Source organism: Chryseobacterium sp. StRB126 (genome assembly GCF_000829375.1).
Taxonomy (GTDB): domain Bacteria; phylum Bacteroidota; class Bacteroidia; order Flavobacteriales; family Weeksellaceae; genus Chryseobacterium.
In genome coordinates, this window is record NZ_AP014624.1 from 1,638,892 (window position 1) to 1,657,181 (window position 18,290).

At 35.1% G+C, this 18,290-nt stretch carries 13 protein-coding genes; all 13 read left to right on the top strand.

Features of this window, described 5'->3' with window-relative positions:
- Positions 1–113 precede the first annotated feature (113 nt).
- The 13 genes from CHSO_RS07445 to CHSO_RS24935 all read left to right on the top strand — a co-directional run bounded on the left by CHSO_RS07445 (position 114) and on the right by CHSO_RS24935 (position 18,047).
- On the top strand, positions 114–809 hold the full coding sequence (locus CHSO_RS07445; RefSeq protein ID WP_045494321.1) for a VIT family protein: 696 nt from the start codon (positions 114–116) through the stop codon (positions 807–809).
- A 210-nt stretch (positions 810–1,019) separates the two neighbouring features.
- The gene (tssD, locus tag CHSO_RS07450) at positions 1,020–1,427 is read left to right on the top strand and encodes a type VI secretion system tube protein TssD (protein ID WP_045494324.1); all 408 of its coding nucleotides are present in this window, start codon (positions 1,020–1,022) and stop codon (positions 1,425–1,427) included.
- 246 nt (positions 1,428–1,673) lie between these two features.
- On the top strand, positions 1,674–3,533 hold the full coding sequence (locus CHSO_RS07455) for a type VI secretion system Vgr family protein (RefSeq protein ID WP_144428868.1): 1,860 nt from the start codon (positions 1,674–1,676) through the stop codon (positions 3,531–3,533).
- A 145-nt stretch (positions 3,534–3,678) separates the two neighbouring features.
- Positions 3,679–4,671: a DUF2931 family protein gene (locus CHSO_RS07460; RefSeq protein ID WP_232509164.1), complete on the top strand. Its 993-nt coding sequence runs from the start codon at positions 3,679–3,681 to the stop codon at positions 4,669–4,671.
- An 11-nt stretch (positions 4,672–4,682) separates the two neighbouring features.
- The gene (locus CHSO_RS07465) at positions 4,683–6,494 is read left to right on the top strand and encodes a phospholipase effector Tle1 domain-containing protein (protein WP_045494330.1); all 1,812 of its coding nucleotides are present in this window, start codon (positions 4,683–4,685) and stop codon (positions 6,492–6,494) included.
- A 2-nt stretch (positions 6,495–6,496) separates the two neighbouring features.
- Positions 6,497–7,198, top strand: coding sequence for a hypothetical protein (locus CHSO_RS07470; RefSeq protein WP_045494333.1), 702 nt, complete (start codon positions 6,497–6,499; stop codon positions 7,196–7,198).
- A complete protein-coding gene (locus CHSO_RS07475) occupies positions 7,186–8,601 on the top strand; it encodes a PAAR-like protein (RefSeq protein WP_045494336.1) in 1,416 nt (471 codons plus the stop codon). Before CHSO_RS07470 ends, CHSO_RS07475 begins: the two co-directional genes overlap by 13 nt.
- Complete coding sequence (locus CHSO_RS24930; RefSeq protein WP_171817617.1) at positions 8,582–9,439, top strand: tetratricopeptide repeat protein; 858 nt, start codon at positions 8,582–8,584, stop codon at positions 9,437–9,439. The genes CHSO_RS07475 and CHSO_RS24930 overlap by 20 nt, the downstream gene beginning before the upstream one ends.
- Before the next feature lie 100 nt (positions 9,440–9,539).
- Entirely contained in the window at positions 9,540–9,830 is a 291-nt protein-coding gene (locus CHSO_RS07485; RefSeq protein ID WP_045494339.1) for a hypothetical protein, read from the top strand.
- Entirely contained in the window at positions 9,827–10,291 is a 465-nt protein-coding gene (locus CHSO_RS07490; protein ID WP_045494342.1) for a hypothetical protein, read from the top strand. Before CHSO_RS07485 ends, CHSO_RS07490 begins: the two co-directional genes overlap by 4 nt.
- A gap of 505 nt (positions 10,292–10,796) precedes the next feature.
- The gene (locus tag CHSO_RS07495) at positions 10,797–12,599 is read left to right on the top strand and encodes a tetratricopeptide repeat protein (RefSeq protein WP_171817618.1); all 1,803 of its coding nucleotides are present in this window, start codon (positions 10,797–10,799) and stop codon (positions 12,597–12,599) included.
- 6 nt (positions 12,600–12,605) lie between these two features.
- Entirely contained in the window at positions 12,606–13,364 is a 759-nt protein-coding gene (locus tag CHSO_RS07500) for a LytR/AlgR family response regulator transcription factor (RefSeq protein ID WP_045494348.1), read from the top strand.
- Between the two features lie 786 nt (positions 13,365–14,150).
- Positions 14,151–18,047 (top strand): fibronectin type III domain-containing protein, encoded by a 3,897-nt coding sequence (locus tag CHSO_RS24935; protein ID WP_052480521.1) that lies wholly within the window; start codon positions 14,151–14,153, stop codon positions 18,045–18,047.
- The last annotated feature ends 243 nt before the right edge of the window (positions 18,048–18,290 follow it).

Genomic DNA, 18,290 nt, shown 5'->3' on the forward strand with positions numbered 1-18,290 from the left:
CATTTTATAACTTTAAGCTGAGTTTAAAAAGTTTTATTGAGGTGGCTCTGAAATAATTTTATACTTTTCATTTCCCTATTTATAATCTAAATAACACCATACAGAAATTAATTATGCATCATCAACTGGAAAAGCATTATGTAAACAGGATAGGCTGGCTTAGGGCAGCTGTTTTGGGGGCTAATGACGGATTGCTGTCCACTACAAGTATTGTTATTGGTGTAGCAGCAGCAGAGCCGGAGCGGAATATCATTATTCTTGCTGCTTTGGCGGGAATGATTGCCGGTGCAATGTCTATGGCTGCCGGAGAATATGTCTCAGTAAGCTCACAGGAAGATACGGAAAAGGCAGATCTGATCCGGGAACAACGGGAGCTTGAAGAAATGCCGGAAGTAGAACTCCAGGAACTGGCTAAAGTGTATGAAAAAAGAGGCTGCACGAAGGAAACAGCCATGCAGGTTGCTATTGAGCTTACCAAACATAATGCATTGGAAGCCCATGCTCGAGATGAATTGGGAATTAATGAAATCACACAGGCAAAACCTTTGCTGGCAGCAATAGCATCATTCGGATCATTTGCTGTAGGTGCGCTGTTGCCATTTACTGTTTCTATTGTAGCGCCTATCAAGCAAATGGTTTACTTTCAATATGGTTTTTCTATTATATTTTTGATGCTTTTAGGAGCAATTTCAGCCAGAGCTGGTGGATCCAGTATTAAAATTGCAGTCTTGAGAATTTGTTTCTGGGGAACAGTGGCCATGGGGATTACAGCATTGGTAGGACATCTTTTCGGGGTGAATGTAGCATGAGGTAGATTAAGCTTCTAATACCCTATTTAAAGTTTTTTTAAGGATAAGTATATGATTTTCAGATTATATTTTGCCTAACGATTGTTAGTCGTAGAAGTACTACACTTTTTGAAATTTCCATTTAATTTGTAGGGCTGTATTGTAAATAGATCTATATTTGGTGATATAAAACATCAAATCACACAATATTAACGATTAAAATTTACGATCATGGCAGAAAGAAATTCAAGAGGAATTTTAAAATTCAACAACGGAGAAGGACAAAAGTTATTAAAGCTTAACTACAGCGTATCAAGATCTACAGATGTATCAGGACGTGTAGCTTCAGATCCTTCTAATGCTCTTATCAAAATTACAGTAGAAGCTACAGAAAAATCAGACATTCTGGAAAGCTTACTAAACGGAAAGTACAAACCTACAGTGGGAGAAATTACTTTCAACAAATCTCACGAGGAAGGAACATTAACAACTTTAAAGTGGCAAAACGGTTATGTAATCCAGCACGAAGTAGATTTCGATGCAGTGGATGAAAACAGTATGTATATCACTTTTGTTGTAAGTGCAGAACAAATTGATTTAGGAAACTCTGCTTACCATGGAGCTTGGCCTACAGCCTAAGAACCTAGTTTTTTAAAAAATCAAGTACATATAAAACAGAATGGTACATTAGATACTGTTCTGTTTTTTTGGCTCTGATAAATACGTCAGAATCTGAGCAAATATTCTTACTAATTTCCTGTGATTGTTAAAATAAATCAAGTAAAAATAGATTTCATATTGTGAAAAATTTATAATTTTATATAAAAGGTATTGTTTTTAGAATTTTTTTCAAAAAATAAAACCTACCAAACACCTTACATTAATATGACTAAAAATATCTCGAATTCCGAAAAGATTTCGGAGAATCATATTCCTGGAATCAACCGTATAGTAAAGCTGGATATCGTAATTGAAGGCAAAATGATTAAACATTTCAAACACTTTCGCTTACAGCAGAGTGTAAAAAAACATCATAATTTTGAACTAACATTGGCACATGATACCTTGGATGGGGTACAAAACCATGATCTGGAAGAAGCTCAGCAGTTTTTGGGAAAACGCTTAACCGTAGTTTTTAAATATAAAGATGTAGAAGGAAGCCCTGAAAGAACCTTCGTAGGGGTGATTACAAAAGTAGGATTCAGTCAGGAAAATCACAGTCTTGGAAATATCGTACTGAAAGGATACAGCCCTACCATTCTTCTGGATGCAGCTCCTCATACCCAAAGTTTTGGTGGAGAGCAACCTGTTAATATGGGAATTATTGCTACAGATGTGATAAAACAGGGTATCGAAAACAGTAAATTTGATGTAAAGGTGAATGCAAAGGCATCTGCTCAGATTTTGTACAGCTCCCAATACAACGAAACGCACTACAATTATCTTTGCAGAATGGCAGAAGCCTATGGTGAGCAATTCTATTATGACGGAGAAATACTTCATTTCGGAAATATGCCACCTCAAAATAAAGCGCTGGAACTGATCTATGGAAGCAATGTTTCAGATATTAACGTGGAAATGAAAGCTGTTCATATCAAACCTCGCTTTTATGGATATAACAGCAGTTCCAATGCTAAGCTCACTTCCGGAGAAACCCCTATTAAACATGTAGGAAATCTGGCAAAAACAGCCTATCAGAATAATGATAAAATCTTTAAAACTCCATCATTACAAATTGCCCCAATAAAGGCGGCTACGGATATGGATGTGGTCATTTCCCAAACCAGTACAGCCGGCAGCAGAGCGGTAGATGTTTTTACCGTTTCAGGAGGAACCACCATTCCTTTTTTATATCCGGGATGTGTTGCTGATATCAATATGCGGAAGACCGACAGTAATCAGACTTCTTATTTCACCAAATTGATGATCACGGAAGTTACACATGAAATAGATACTCTGGGACGCTATGAAGGAAGATTTGAAGCTATAGCCTCAGATACAGGATATATTCCAACTCCTGATTTTACCGTGCCTATTGCAGAACCTCAGATAGCTACTGTCATCTCGAATACAGATCCGCTGGGACAGGGAAGAGTTACTGTAAGATTCGACTGGCAGCTGCATGATACCACCAATTTCATCCGAATGATGGCTCCTGATGCCGGAGGTACCGATCAAATTACTCAGAATAGAGGATATGTAGCCATTCCTGAGGTAGGAGATCAGGTAATGGTAGGTTTCGTTCATAATCATCCGGACCGCCCGTTCGTAATGGGCGGAATGTTCCATGGCGGAACGGCTCTTGGCGGTGGTATAGACAATCACTTAAAATCAATTCAAACCAGAAGCGGGATTAGGGTTTTAATGAATGATGCCGAAGGAAGCGTTACCATCATCGATCCCAGTGGAAATAACTATTTCATGGATGGAAAAGGAAATATTACCGTAACATCTCCTAAAAATATGACCTTCAATGTAGGTGAAAATCTTGATATCAACGTAGGAAATAATATGAGAACAAGTGTTGGAAATGATAATGCAGTGAACATTACCAATAATCATAAGTTTATGTCCAAAAATTATAAGCAGACGGTTAATGAGAATAAAACAGTTAATATAACAGGAGACCTCAAAGAAACTACATCTACAACAACTCATAAAGCAAAAAATGGAGATATTCTGCTTCAAAGTTCAGGAGTTGCCAAAATGCTGGGAAAAATAGATGCTAAGGTAAACAAAGGATAATAATACATACAATTGATGGTATATCGTTTATTTACTGATGACCACCATATTTACTATGAATAAAATAATAAAGTATTTGCTAAGCTTTTTGTTCTTTACCCAGATCTCGTGTCAGGAAAAAAAAGATCATAAAATAACTACACCAATGACAAAATACGAATGGAGTGAAGGGACTTCGGCAGCCTTGGGGTATCCGATGGAAGTCTATAAAGGAGGTATTGACTATGAAGGAGGCGGATGGGTAAGTCTGGATAATGGAATGACTCCAGGTACCAATTCCTGGGGTACAGTTAGTAATGGAATGTCAAGTAATTTTAAAGGTCTTCCTACCCGTTTGGATTTTATCTGGATGTCTTATATGGAGAATCAGTTTTATCTTATTGATACAGCTGTTGATACTGATAAGATCAGGGAATATTTTAAAAAAGGATTTGATGTTAAGGTAACCAACGGAAGTGGTGATATTGAACATATGACATACGATACATTTGGCATTGGGCTAGCTCCTGGAGGGGTTGTCGTAGTTTGGGTAGAAGGAATAGGCCATCAAAAAGAAATAGGAAGATACCAGGCCGAGAAAGTAAAGATCCCTGAATCTGAAATTGCAAAGTTAGACAGTCATGAGAATCGCTTCTGGAGAAAGGATTATCTGGATATGGTTCATAGCCGGGAGCAGATTATTCCTGCAAAAGTAAGAGAGGAAAACAAAGGAAAACCCATTCCGTTCGGACTTTGGGATACCTATAGAATACGATACAGCTGGAAACTGGTTTTTGAACTTCCGGAAAAAGCAAAATTATATCCCTTGGCGAATGTAAAACTCACGACTATTAATGGAGAAAGGGAACAGCTTGAAACTACTAAACCCCCATTATCTAAAAACGAAATGAGAGCAATACCCACAAGAATTGTATTTGATTTCGTGGGAGCGGATGGAAAAGAATATGGTGGTGAATGTACTTTAAATGAAAAATCAGGCTTTGAAGCATTTAAAACTGTATTTGGCGATAATCCGAATTCAACCAAGGCAGATATTATTGTAAAAGTAAACGAAGCCAATAGTTATTTAACCATAAAACTGAAAGGTGAAAATGGTAAAGAAGCTTTCATAAAGGCTGATAGCATAGAAGTTTTTTAAACACAAAAATTATGGGAAAGACTTTTGTATACAACACAGGGAATGCAAAACCTCCTATTGATGAAATTCATCTTGAAATAGGAGTCTTTTTCGATGGTACTTTAAATAGCCTGAAGAATACGGAACTACGGGAGAAATACAGAGATGGTAAAAATAAAATTCTGCGCATGGATTCCGAAGATAAAATGCTGGAAAAGGAAGAGGCTATAAAGGAAACAAGGAAAAAACAGGAAGAAGAGTTTGAAAATTTAAAAGACGATGACAATTCCGAATATGCTCAGTATCTCAGAGGCAGCCATAGAGGATGGCTGGACAGTCAAGGAGTAGATAACAGCTATAGTAACGATAGTACTAATGTTGCCAGAATGTATAAAAGCTGTGAACAATATAAATATGGTGTATATGTAGAAGGAATAGGTACTGTGGATAACGATAGGGATGTGGATGATGGGTTTCAGTATGGTTCCGGAAAAACAGGAGTAAGAGGAAAAGTAAGAAGAGGTTGTGAAATGGTTGCCGCCAGAATTAATAGTCTTCTTCCGGGTGGGAGTTCGAAGAAAAAAATGGTTAGGATTACCATAGATACATTCGGTTTCAGCCGCGGTGCAGCTGCTGCAAGAAACTTTGCGTATGAGATCAATGGTAATAAAAGAACACAGGATGTTGAGGTCAAAAAATCAAGAAAAGTAGTCGGATATAAAGAAAGTGGATCTTACGGAAATGAAACATTGGTAGCAGAATATGAAGATATCTGGTTAGATAAAGATAAAACAGAAGTAGATCCGAAATATCTTGTTGACGGAAAACTCCCAAAATTTGGCTTTCTGGGATATTATCTTTTAAGTAAAAAAATATTATCTGTTCAGCAACTGGAAGATCTGGAGCTGGAAGTCCGTTTCATAGGAGTTTACGAGACCGTTTCCTCTTATGAAGAGTTTGGAGATATGGGAACCATGGAAAGAGTAGGATATAGAGGAATATTGCACGCTTCATTAGGATCAGCCCGTAACTTTGCTGATGATGTGGAGCAATTACAGCTTAGAAATCCGGGACCATTCCGTAAAGCAGTTCATTTCACGGCAGAAAATGAGCATCGCGAGAACTTTTCATTAACCACATTTACCTCAAAAGGAGTAAAAGAACCTAAAGATAATCAACATATTATTGAAAAAGAATTCCCAGGAGTTCACTGTGATATCGGAGGAGCTTACGAAAACGGAACAGAAGAGGTGGATGAAATTGAGACCTCCAACCACAAATCATTCGGAGCATTACAGGAACGGAGGCAACAATTGATTGATGAACATTGGTTCACTCCTTCTCAGATTACCATCCATAATACAGCTCTTAATATTCTGTCATTTGGAAGCGCATACCGTAAAATAAGAGGAGTTCGGTTCCTCCGAAAAGAATACAGCTATATCCCGCTTCAGTTTATGGAAAAGCTTGGAGAAGGGATTTATGACCATCAATTAATGACAAAAACAGTAAATGATTATCCTATAGCCCACGATAAGAACTTAGTTGAGGCGGAGAAGATTCTCAATAAATATGTGTTTGGGAATGGAGAGCCATGGTCATTTATCAGTGATGCTGACCTTAAAAAGGAAAATGAAAGACTTGCTGCTAATGATCCTGTTGAAAGTCCTACAGTAACTATTGAAAATGAACATCCCGTTATGAATATTCCTGAAGTACGTCTTCATGTGAACCAATCACAGACCTTATTAAGAACCATAAGAAATAAATATCTCCATTGGTCGGCTAACAGAGACTGGATGGGAATGGACCCTAATAGTGATTATCAAAGAAGAGTGTATTAACAATGTCAGGAATATTACAGAATCTTCACCAGAAAATATATCGGTTGGAGACCATTGTTACGGAACAGAAAAATCCGGTGTATTCTACTCAGAAAAAATACGCAAGAGAAGTTGAGGTGTATTACTATGGAAAAGTAAAAGAAGAGCATGATTTTCAGATCCTGGTTACCCGATTTGATTTTTCCGAAGAAGAAGGAACCATGGATAAATTTTTAAAAAAGATCAGTTACTTATTTGATGAAATAGAATGCAGGGTAGATGACGAAGGAAATATTACGACGGTAGATAATTTACTTTTCTTACGATTAAGATGGAATAAAATTCAGGCAGATTTGTCTGAAACACATAAAGGAGAGGCCGTAGATCACTATTTCAGCCAGATTAGTAATTTGCTGGAAGATGAAAAAAAACTGATTGACTTTCTGGGAAGCTATCAGATGTTTGGATTACTGTTCAACGGTTTGCTACAGGCATTTGATGCCAAAAAGAAAAGAGAATCCCCAGACGGATTTACAGAAATTATGACACCTGTGAGAGAAGGTAATAAAATGATGTTAAAGATCTCTGCTGAAAATCTTGAACAAACAGATACCGATGACTTCAGGGGACTGTTTGTAAGCGGGGAAGACCAGCTTGAAGAAGGATTTATAGAAGTCAGAAAAAACAATTTCCATTTAAAACATTCATTATTATGGGTAGGGTAAATAACGACGGAGATCATACCACTCCGGAAACGGTACCGGACAATGAGCAACAGAGGGCGGATAACAGAAGGAAGATGGAGGATAAACGAGCGGAGGATGCTGAAAAAGAAAAAGCAGAAGCCAGCCTGAAAGTTGTCATCGATACAGCCGCTTTGGAATGTACACTATGTACCAATCCTAAAGGAATAATGGTTGTTAATTACAATACACCAACCATTCAGGAGAAGAAAACAGCTACAGTAAAGGAAAAAGGCCCTAAAAGTCTTGTGTTTACAGGAAACTGTCTTAAAAGTCCTAATGCTGCGCTGCCTTGTGCTTCTGTAATGAAAGTGGGAGAATGGAAAAAAGTAGGCACTTATCTGTCCCAAGAGCAGCTCGTGTTATTGCAGCAAAGCACAATTCCTTGTAACTACGGACAGATTGATATTAAAATTACAGATAGCGGACAAATTCATCAGCCAGATAGTATTGAAGCAAAAGGAGCACCTGTTCCGAATCCGAAGGATGAGGGAAAATGCTTTTGTGACAGAGAAATGACATTGGATGAATTAAAGCTTGTTGTAAAACAGCTCAGAGCATCCGAAAAGAAAAAATCTACAGCCATATTTTCAGATGAAAACTGCCCTTTACCCGCTGCAGATACTACCTATGAAAGGTTATTGGAAGAGCTAAACACTATGTTTAAAACTTATCATATCAATACATGTATAAGAAAAATACACTTTTTTGCCCAATGCTATCATGAAACGGCCAGATTGGGAACAACTTTGGAATATGCAAGTGGAGTAGGATATGATCCTGGTAATCATCCTGAGTCCAAGCAGCATGGGCATACGGTAGCGGGTGATGGCCCCAGATATAAAGGAAGAGGTGGAATGCAGTTGACATGGAGGGACCAGCAAAAAGAGTATCTTACCTATGTGATTTCAAAGAAACCTCAGCTGGTGCAAGGTAAAAAGATAGAGGATCTCTTTGACAGGAAAAAACAATATCAGGAAAAATATATCTATACCAGAGACAAACTTGATGATAAAGGAAATCCTGTTCTGAATAAAAAGAAGAAAAAAGTAAAAGAGAAAGTTGTTGATTTAGTGGATGTAGATGGAGCTGGATTGATTGCTAATAGCTTATATTTTGCTATTGATTCTGCTGGCTGGTTTTGGGATATTTACAAAACAATAGAATATGGAACCAAAGCTAATAAGGAAAAATATAAAGAGATATTGCATAAGAATTTGAATGAAGTTTCCGATTATGGAGATAAATACCTTTCTATCATCTCAAAATTTGTAAATGGAGGAGGAAACGGAATGGCAGAAAGGAATGTTTATTATAATGAACTAAAAACAAATGTATTTAAATTTAACACAAAATGCATCAACCGTGATAAAATTAAAAAATAAGGTTTTCAAAACAGTATCAGCTATCTGTCTGTCTTTTGCTGGGTTTTTATCTGCACAAGTCAATTATTATGACCTGGATCATGATAATCTTCAAGATGAGGTTACGTTGGAAAGTAATCTTGTAACCATTCATTTTGGAAATAAAAAAACAGACAGCATTGAATTGCCTGAGATTACAGCACTTAGTAATGCCCGTATCCAATATTCAAATCCATATGAAATTATGATACATTATAGTGGTGACAGAGTATTATACGGTGCAGTAAATTTTTTATATAAAAAAAGCTGGTATGTAAAAAATGTTAATTTCTATAATCCTTGTCAGGAATGTGAAGACCAAAACATTAAAATTCTTACCAAAAATATTAATCTTCCTGTTAAAAATATAAATTATGCAACCTTTGAAATAGATTCTAAAGGGTTTAAATCCTTGAATTTTTTTGATCATGAAGGAATAATACAGTCTTATGGAAATCTTAAAAAACTTTATACTGATTTATCTGCTTATCCTTTGTTGGCAGACTATTTTAACGAAACAGTATTGCCGGATTTTAAGAAGAAATATCCTCTATCTCAAAAAAATGTTGATGATTATAATAATATAGCATTTGCTCTGTTAAATAATGGTAATCAGAAAGTGGCTATTGAACTTTTAACACAGATAATCAGTAAATTTCCCAACAGAACTGTTACATATCTTAATTTGGCGGACAGTTACTGGAATATAGGAGAAAAAGATAAAGCGAAGCAACATTACAATAAATATATTTCTTTGATGAAATCTCAGAAAAAAGATCTTAGGAAAGTTCCTGTATATGTTTATACTAGAACAAAATAATAAAAGGATTTAATATGATTTTCTAATGAATTTTTAAAGTAATAATTGCTCAGGTTTTAATTGTATTAATGCTCAGGAGCTGAAAATTTGGAACAAAGCATTGAAGACCCATCTTATTATTCATCAGAAGGTGACAGATGACAGTATCTTTTTATCATTAGACAGGAATAAAAATAAGTGGTTGGGCAAAAATGTAAGTTTAAAAACATTCAATTATTGGAGTAATGCTCTTATAGAAGTTACAGCAGATTGTTGCAGAGAAAATATCCTGATCATTAAACGGACCTTCCTTGGAAATAATATTGTCGGTGACAGGCTTTATTTCAAGCAGAATAAAGACAATTATTATTTTAATGTTCTTAAAGAATTTGAAAAAAAAGTAGTGCAATGAGAAGATACAGAAATAAGGATGAAGTTTTGAAAAAAATACTACTATTATCTCTACTACAGCTCTTTTCTTTTGTTTTCTCTCAATCAGGAAGGAAAACTCCGCTTATTCCTATATCTAAATCCTACAAGCTGGGCTTCAAAACTTATAATAAAGAATTTGAAATGTATCAGAACCCTTTTATTTTGAATGGCAATAAAACATATAAAATAAAAGGATATGGTATGAATTACTCTGATGGTGGAATATTAGGGATCTCTCCCAATAGCAGATATATTGTACTGGACCATATTTCAAAAGGATATGTAGAGGATGGAGTAAATAAACAATTATATGAAAACTACCTCTGTGTTATTGTAGATGTTTATAAGAAGGAAGTGATTATGAATATGCAAAGTGATTGTAGTGGAGAATGGAATAATAATAACCAATGGATTAGCAGTGGCAAAGTAATATTTCCATAAGGAGAAGGTGTAAATCTGTCTTAGTATTTATATATAAAATTCAGGAAAATAATGAATCCTTATCAACACTTTAAATTCAGGTTAGAGCATCCACTTTTAGGAAGAGTAGAAAATTGATGTTAAAATTTTAATCAAGACGTGGTGTTTAAATACAAATATTTCTGGATAATGATAAACTTATAATATTTAATTTAAAGTTTATTTCTAAGCTTAATTTTAATTTATATATTGCGCTTCGATTTTATTTAATAGGGAAAATATTTAATGAAAATTTAAAGAAAAAAGAAGTTAAAGGAGAAATAATTCTCTAAGTGCTAATTTTATTTTCCAAATTCAATTCCTTCTTTTATTATTTATGTATAAAACTAAACTACTAACCGTAACCACATTTCTGCTTTTTATTTTTTCAAATATTTATGCTCAGGATAGAACTATTGATTCCTTGAAAAAAGAAATATTAAATCCCAAAATACATGACACCCTCAAGCTATCGAAAATAGCCAATTTGATTGATCAGATACCTTCAAATAGTCCTGCATCTGATGTATTGACAGGAATGATGGGGGAAATTGCTTCCAAAAATTTAAAGAAGGCCAACAGTAAGGATTTACAAATAAAATACACCCAGTACTTAGCAATTTATTACGGCAACTTATCTTCAATGTATGAAGCCAAAAGAGATGTTGTGAAAACATTAGAGTATGCTGATAAAAGTATAGCTCTTTTCAAATCAACCGGAGATTACTATGAAATGAATTATAACCTTGTAAATAAAGGTATATTCTATTCTCACATCAATGAATATGAAAAAGCAATATCATGTTTATTTACTGCACTGAAATATTTTGAGAAAAACAAAAAGGAAAATCAGGAAGGAATTTCTTACGTGAATTCAGTGATAGGCTCGGTTTATATTGATCAGGGAGAATATCTGAAAGCCATTGAATTCTTAAAAAAAACAATTAATTACTTTGAAAAAAAGAAAAACCTGACGGGTAATGATAAATATACTCTAAGTATGGTGTATTCCAATTGTGGATCTTCCTATTTATTATTAAAAAAATATCCTGAAGCAGTATCTTATTTCAACAAAGCTCTTGCCCTTTGCAAAGAACTTGGAGATTATGCTACTACCAGTGTTATTCTGAATAAATTAGCACAGGTAAAGATGGAGGAAAAAGAATTTGAGGAATCGGATTCACTTTTAAGAAAAGCTCTGGAAACGGATGATGGAGAATTATCTAAGGCCAATACTTATATCAATTTAGGGGATTTATATTACCGGAAAAAAGAATTTATGAAGTCCGAATCCTTTTTGGAAGAAGGGTTTTCAATAAGTAAAAAAATTAACAATCTGCAACTGCAGGAGAAATCCTCAAACTTGCTATTTAAAGTTTATAAAGAAAATAATAACTTTAAAAAAGCACTGGAAGTATATGAATTTCAAAATAAGCTACAGGATTCCAGCAATGTTGAAGCTTCTAAAAATGCATTGGCACAGCAGCAGATTAAATATGATTTTCAAAAAAAGCAATTAAACCTGGAACTAAATGCAGAAAAGAAAACAGCAGCTAAAAACAACTGGCTGATTGCGCTTTCCGGAGTATTGTTATCAGTAGTATTGGGCGGATATTTTTATTACCGGAATAACAAGCAGAAGCAAAAAATTACGATTCTTGAAAAAGACAGAATAAAACAGAAACTTTTGCTTTCTCAAATGAATCCACATTTTATTTTCAACTCTATAGATAATATTCAGAGTCTTATTATCAACGGGAAAGAAAACGTTGCCATATCCTATTTGAATAGTTTTTCTAAATTAACAAGGCAAATTCTGGAAAATTCCAATGAGAATTATATCTCGCTGCAAGAGGAAATCGATATGGTTGAAAATTACTTATCCATACAGCAGCTTCTTTATAATGACAGGTTTAATTATAGTATCAATATTGTAAATGTATCTGATACAGAGTCTTATTTTATACCCCCAATGTTAACACAGCCATTTATAGAAAACGCCATTAAACACGGGATTAGAAATAAGGATGAAAAGGGAATGATCGAAATTGCTTTTTCTTTCAGTCAAGAGAAATTATTCTTTGAAATAATAGATAATGGTTTAGGGTTCAATGATGAGAAGAAACAAACGGGTCATAAATCAATGGCGATGAAAATAACCAAAGAAAGATTACTGAATTATACCCAAAATAAAGACTTTGAAGTACAATCAGAAAATAAAACGGACACAGAAGGCAATATACAAGGTGCCAAAATTATATTTGAAATACCCTACATTCACGAAAATTAATATACCATGTTAAGAGCTATTGTAATTGATGATAATCAGGAAATCAGAAAGAAAAACTGTACTTTAATTAAAGCCAACTGTCCTAATATTACAATAATCGGACAGGCTGATTCTGTAGAATCAGGAGTTGAAATTATCAGGCAGTTATCTCCCGATATTGTTTTTCTTGATATTGAAATGCCTGACGGTACAGGCTTCGAACTGCTACAAAAGCTAAGCCCCATTACCTTTAAAATTATTTTCATTACAGGATACGAAGATTTTGCCATAAAAGCTTTCCGTTTTTCAGCTATCGACTATTTATTAAAACCATTAAATGCCAATGAATTGGTGGAAGCAGTAGAAAAAGCTGAAGAACTATTGAGCAAAGACCTTTTTGATATAAAACTCAATAATTTATTTGCCAATCTTGAACGCCCGAAGAATCTTCAAAATTTAATTCTCAAAACTGCTGATAGGATATATTCTGTTAATATCCAGGATATTGTAAACTGTGAGTCAGATAAAAACTATACTACTTTTTATTTTATTAATGCGCCTAAACTGGTGGTTTCTACCAATTTAAAAGAATATGAAAACCTATTATCCCCATTTAATTTCTTTAGAACACATCAGTCCCATTTAATCAATATGGCCTATTTTGATCACTATATCAAAACAGACGGCGGGAATACCATAGTGATGAAGAATAAGGTGGCAATTCCGCTTTCGGTACGAAAGAAAGAGGACTTTCTTCTTTTGTTACAGAATCTTCAGGTTCAATGATTTTAAACAGATTTATTTAAAAAGCTAACGAATTTATTCTTAATTCCGGCAAATGTTCATTGGCCGGAATTGTTATGATGTTTTGTTTTATTATTGCATTGTGAATGTGGAAACATAGCAAGCTTAGAAGTAATAGATTTTTAACGGCTAAGTTCCTGAGAAAAAACAAAAAACTAATAACCTTATCCCAGGCCCTGATTTTAGGTAGTTTGGGATTTTTCTTTTATATAAAAACTCAGAAAGCGTACGAATTTCCTCCAGATCCTTACGAATATTCATTTACTAAAATCAATGAGAACTTTTATTCTATTTTTGAAAACGCTTTTTTGACAAAGCATTATATAACTATTAACCATATGTAAAATTAACCAACAAATTTATGAGAATGATAACTTTAATTTTCATGATTCTGCCTAAGACTTTATCTCTAATCACATTTGTTGGGATAGTCATTTCTTCAGTTTGTGCTTTTATGAGCCGCAAATTATACCTTAAAAAACAACAGGATATACAATCTATTACGCTGTCTAAAATGTTCAGACTTGCTATCAACACGATTGTATATATGAAATGTTTTCCTGAATGTATAAGAAATGGTATATCGAAAATTTTATTTCCAAGAGGTGAAGATAGATCAGATAATAATGTAATTTTCAAAATGTCTGATACTATTTGCAATGAAAGCAAATCTCAAATCTCAAATTTCAAAAATTCCCCAAAATATACTCTATATTTGGCCACTATAAAAAATATAGAACTAAATAACCATTATAAACTTTTATTAAGATGAGGAAGAAAATTACCCTATCCTTACTTTTGATGCTTTTTCTCATAGCATCAAAAATTTCAGCTCAGTGCACAACAGGGATTCAATATCCTGCTGGGATTCATCAAGCGACTGGTGCAGCTGGCTCGAACACGATCAACTCCGATGCAAGAACCGGCCAATATACCAATGTACATATTGAACCATCAAAGTATTATACTTTTTCCACATCGGTATCTACTGATTATATAACAATTACCAATGACACCGGTACGCAAGTAATTGCCTCTGGGGTTACCCCTGTAAGTTTTGTTTCAGCTTATAATCAGGCGGTTCGGTATTACATTCATCAAAATGCACAATGCCAAACCACCAATCAGTTTGTACGAACAAGAAAAGTAACTTGGGTTACGGCTCAGGCGTGTTTAGATGTGACACCAACAGGTGTTTCGAATATTTCACCAGTATCATGCACAATCAATTATACTACGCCTGCCACAGCACCTGCTTTTGGCTATCAAGCTTATGTGAGTACTTCATCTGCCACGCCAGGTGCAACAGTACCCGTATTTACTTCTACAACAAATTCGCTTTTTGTTAATGATTTAAACCCAGATACTACCTATCATTACTGGTTGCGTTCTGATTGTGATTATCAAAAAAGTGCTTGGATATATGGTGGGACTTTTACAACAATTTCTTCACTGTTATGTAATAGTGCCTATAATGGCATTTATCCTTCAGCTACCATTACACCAAACTGTACAGGGAGTGATGATTTTTTTGCCACGAATGTAAAAAGTGGTAGTTTTTCCAATATAGCTGTTGTTCCAAACACTCAGTATCAATTTAAAACCAATTATGGTACCGATTTTATTACCATTACTAACGCTTTAGGAACGGTTGTTTTGGCAAGTGGTACAAATCCTGTAAATTGGAATTCGGGCTCTACTTCTGGAGTTGTTCGTTTTTATTCTCATGACAATGCCCAATGTGGTTACGGTATGACTACAACAAATCCGCGTAATAAATATGTAAATTGTATTACAACATCTGTTACTTGTATACCTCCATCTAATTTGGCAGTAGCCAACATTACTTCCAATTCTATAAGAATGTCTTGGGCTGCTCCAACGAATGTACCAAGTAGTGGTTATGAAATTTATATGGTCACTACAAATACGGCTCCAACAGTCAATAGCACAGCTACACATACCAATACTACTACAACGAAAGACATTAATGGTTTAACAGCGGGTGTTACCTATTATTATTGGATTCGATCTAATTGTGGTACAGAAAAAAGCAGCTGGGCTTCAGGTGGCTCTTTCACAGCAAACCAATCATTAAGTTGTAATGGAGCTATTTATGGTTTGTATCCAGATGCTGCTTTTACGCCTTCATGCACTGGTAGTGCGGAGACTATTACTTCTAGTGCTTTTGCAGGACAATATTCTAATGTAAATATTACTGCCAACCAACAATATGTGTTCTCTTCTTCTGTGGGAACCGATTTTATAACAATTACCAATAGTGCAGGAACTTCAGTTTTAGCAAGTGGCCCAACACCATTAAGCTGGTCTTCAGGTACAAATACAGGTGGGATACGCTATTATTTACATAGTAATTCTAACTGTGGATCACAAAACACAAACAGAACTAAATATATTCAATGCGCAACAACTGTAAATTGTGGTGTACCTTCACAATTATCGGTTTCTAATATTACATCGAATTCTTGCAGATTGAGCTGGACAGCACCAGCAACAGCGCCAACAAATTATGATATTTATATTATTACATCCAATACTGCCCCAACAAGCACTACAACACCTTCTGCAACAACCACATCGGCAGGTGCGGGAGTATTGAATGGAATTTCGGCAGCGACAACTTATTATTATTGGATAAGATCTAATTGTAATGGAACAAAAAGTGCTTGGGTTTATGGTGGGAGTTTTACTACACTTGCTGCTTTAACTTGTAATGGGGCAACGCATGGTTTATATCCAAATGCTACTTTTACCCCAACCTGTACTGGTAGCCCGCAGCAAATTGTTGCCGATGCTTATGCTGGTGAATATTCAAACGTAAATGTAGTTTCTAATACACAATATACTTTTTTTAGTTCGAATTCCTCGGATTATATTACAGTAACCAATGCTTTAGGAAATATGGTTCTAGCATCAGGTACCACACCTCTAAACTGGGTTTCGGGTACTTATTCAGGAGTTGTTAGATATCATATAAATACCAATGCCTCTTGTGGCACACAAAATACAAATAGAATAAGATATATTCAATGTATGGGGCTAGTTACTTGTGGAGTTCCTAGTAATTTATCAGTATCTAATATAACTTCAAATTCTTGCAGCCTTAATTGGTATCCGCCAGCAGCTGCTCCTACTAATTATGAAGTATATTTATCTGCAGTAAATACAGCACCTGTAAGTGGAACAGCTGCAACTCACTCAACAACTGGTCCTGCAATTGCTTTATCAAATTCATTATCACCTTCAACTACTTATTTTTATTGGGTTCGTTCTAGTTGTAACGGAACAAAAAGCAACTGGGTTTCGGGAGGAAATTTTACAACACTTCCTACAGGTTGTTGGAAAATGGTAAGTACAGGTATGAGTCATTCTCTTGGAATAAAATCAGACGGAACACTTTGGGCTTGGGGTGCCAATGATTTTGGTCAATTGGGCGATGGAACAAGCACGGCAAAAACAACTCCGGTACAAATTGGAACGGCAAATGACTGGCAAAGTGTGAGCGCGGGCACATTTCATAGTATGGCTATTAAAAACAATGGAACGCTTTGGGGATGGGGAATTAATGGAAATAGCCGATTAGGTGACGGAACAACCAACGGTCGAATTTTCCCTGGCCAGATAACTTCAGACACTAACTGGCAGAGCGTTTGTGCCGGGGATGTAAATACACTAGCCATTAAAACCAATGGAACGCTATGGGCTTGGGGCTATAATGGGAATGCTCAGTTTGGAGATGGAACAACTAACAACCGCTCGACTCCTTATCAGGTAGGAACAGCTACTAACTGGCGTAGTGTTGATCTAGGATCGGTACATACGCTGGCTACTAAAACTGATGGAACACTTTGGGCATGGGGAACCAGTTCAGACGGTCAGGTAGGAGACGGCACTACAGCTACTAGATTTACTGCCTTGCAAATAGGAACCGAAACTGATTGGCAGGAGGTTGCTGCTGGAGGTTTTCATTCCGTAGGATTAAAAACAAATGGGGTACTTTATACTTGGGGTAAAAATCTTTATGGACAACTTGGTAATGGTACCAATACCTCTAAGTCAGTACCTACTCCTGTGTATGACGGTGTTCAAAGCATTAGTGCCGGTTCTAATCATACTGTAGGAACTACTTCTTATGGGAATATGTGGTTCTGCGGTATCAATACCTTTGGTCAATTAGGTGATGGAACAACCACTAGTAAAAACACGATTACAGTGACCAATTCAAACAATCATCAAAAGGCTATAACAGGATTTGATCATACTTTCTTATTAAATTATGATAGCTCTATTTCTAGCTGTGGTTTAAATGGAACAGGGCAATTAGGTAATGGTTCTACAGCAAATAGTTCTTCGTTTGTATCTCTTACATGTCCTGTAAGTAATCTGGCAGTTGAAGAAGTTATATCTTCAGCAAATAATTTAAAAGTTTTCCCAAGTCCTGTAAATGATATTTTAAATGTATCTTCTGATCAAAAAATTATCTCAGTAACAATTTTGAATACTGCAGGACAATTGATCCTGACCAAAGTGATCAACAATAAAATAGCAACAGTTGATGTTTCAGGATTGATATCAGGAGTTTATATGGTAAAAATAAATTTAGATAATAGAAATGTAAAAACAGTGAAAGTAATTAAAAGATAAGTAAAATAAAGTATCAGATATGCTGATTTCATATTTTTTAAACTATAATAATTGATTTTCAACTCTCTACAATAGAAAATGGAAAACAGAAAAACAACCCGAAGGTTGTTTTTCTATTTTTGCTAAATCAAAATCGCCTAAAATGTGTAAGAATCTGTCAACTGTATCAGTTGTGTTGATGAAAAAAAATAAATGGGTGAGAATGAGAAAAACGATCAGATAAACAACAGTTATTATGTAAAT

Coding starts and splice junctions, on each gene's coding strand:
- CHSO_RS07470 (WP_045494333.1), top strand. CDS start 6,497: ATGTCAGGAATATTACAGAATCTTCACCAGAAAATATATCGGTTGGAG.
- CHSO_RS07500 (WP_045494348.1), top strand. CDS start 12,606: ATGTTAAGAGCTATTGTAATTGATGATAATCAGGAAATCAGAAAGAAA.
- CHSO_RS07460 (WP_232509164.1), top strand. CDS start 3,679: ATGACAAAATACGAATGGAGTGAAGGGACTTCGGCAGCCTTGGGGTAT.
- CHSO_RS24935 (WP_052480521.1), top strand. CDS start 14,151: ATGAGGAAGAAAATTACCCTATCCTTACTTTTGATGCTTTTTCTCATA.
- CHSO_RS07455 (WP_144428868.1), top strand. CDS start 1,674: ATGACTAAAAATATCTCGAATTCCGAAAAGATTTCGGAGAATCATATT.
- CHSO_RS07465 (WP_045494330.1), top strand. CDS start 4,683: ATGGGAAAGACTTTTGTATACAACACAGGGAATGCAAAACCTCCTATT.
- CHSO_RS07490 (WP_045494342.1), top strand. CDS start 9,827: ATGAGAAGATACAGAAATAAGGATGAAGTTTTGAAAAAAATACTACTA.
- CHSO_RS07445 (WP_045494321.1), top strand. CDS start 114: ATGCATCATCAACTGGAAAAGCATTATGTAAACAGGATAGGCTGGCTT.
- CHSO_RS07475 (WP_045494336.1), top strand. CDS start 7,186: ATGGGTAGGGTAAATAACGACGGAGATCATACCACTCCGGAAACGGTA.
- tssD (WP_045494324.1), top strand. CDS start 1,020: ATGGCAGAAAGAAATTCAAGAGGAATTTTAAAATTCAACAACGGAGAA.